At 49.0% G+C, this 934-nt stretch carries 2 protein-coding genes; both read right to left on the reverse strand.

What is annotated here, in order from left to right; genetic code table 11:
- Positions 1–299: DUF4158 domain-containing protein (locus tag A3750_RS03605; protein ID WP_156498363.1), on the reverse strand; the 299-nt coding region annotated here is incomplete at its 3' end.
- A gap of 51 nt (positions 300–350) precedes the next feature.
- On the reverse strand, positions 351–934 hold a 584-nt coding region (locus A3750_RS03610), incomplete at its 5' end, for a TetR/AcrR family transcriptional regulator (protein WP_197474858.1).

Consider the following 934-nt stretch of genomic DNA (forward strand, 5'->3'; position numbering starts at 1 on the left):
TGATCCAATGAGAAGCGCCTGATACCGGGACCAGGCAACTGTTCTTTGGCGATAAACCGCAAATCCTCTTCGACATCGCCAAAACTCGGACTCAGAACCACAGGCCTGGACTTGAAGTAACCCAACAGAGCGACAAAGAAACAGCGGTGAGCCCGGCTACGGATAGCGTTGGCGACACGGGCTTCCATCTCATTCAGAGTAAAGTAAAATCGACGTTCTTCGAGGGTGAAACTGGGAGGGCTGTACAAATCATTGATTTCTGAGTCAATGAGGATCTGGAGCCTTTCGGTATATGCCATATCTGATGCCTAAAAAGCTCAGCATAATAACCGAAAGGGACAAGTTAAGGGCTAGGAGGAAGTTAATACCCCGCTGGAGGCCAGGAGCCACGGGGGCTGTAGAGGATTATGTCTTTTTAAGACGGAAAATCCCCAGGACCCCACATAAGTGGCGAGCATTTCAGCTTCTAATTGCACGTCTAAATCCTGTCTGAATTCACCTGTCGCCTTAGCCTGCTCGATAAAACCAGAAATTCCTGCCACCCAATCCTTTATCCAACGCGCCTGGGTCTCTTGTAAGGCCCGGGAATCTCTGGCTCGCTGCCAAAAGTCTCGCCAGACACAGAATTCTTTTTGCACGGTTTCGTTGATAGGTAAAGTTTGTAACAACAAGCCCTCCAGATCGTTCGGGTTAGCTTGTATCGCTTGTTCCAAACGCTCCTTGGTGGATTCGATCACTTGCTCTAATGCGGCCTGGAGTACATGATCTTTATTATCAAAATAATAATTGACCATGCCCTCTGTACAGCCCCCAGCTTCGGCAAACTTGATCATGGTCACCTTGTGAATACCGTATTTAGCGATGGCCTCTACCGCCCCTCGGGCAATCGCCGCGCGCCTTTCTTCATGGTCTACAATTTTTGGCATACTCGTTA

Source organism: Oleiphilus sp. HI0079 (assembly GCF_001635105.1).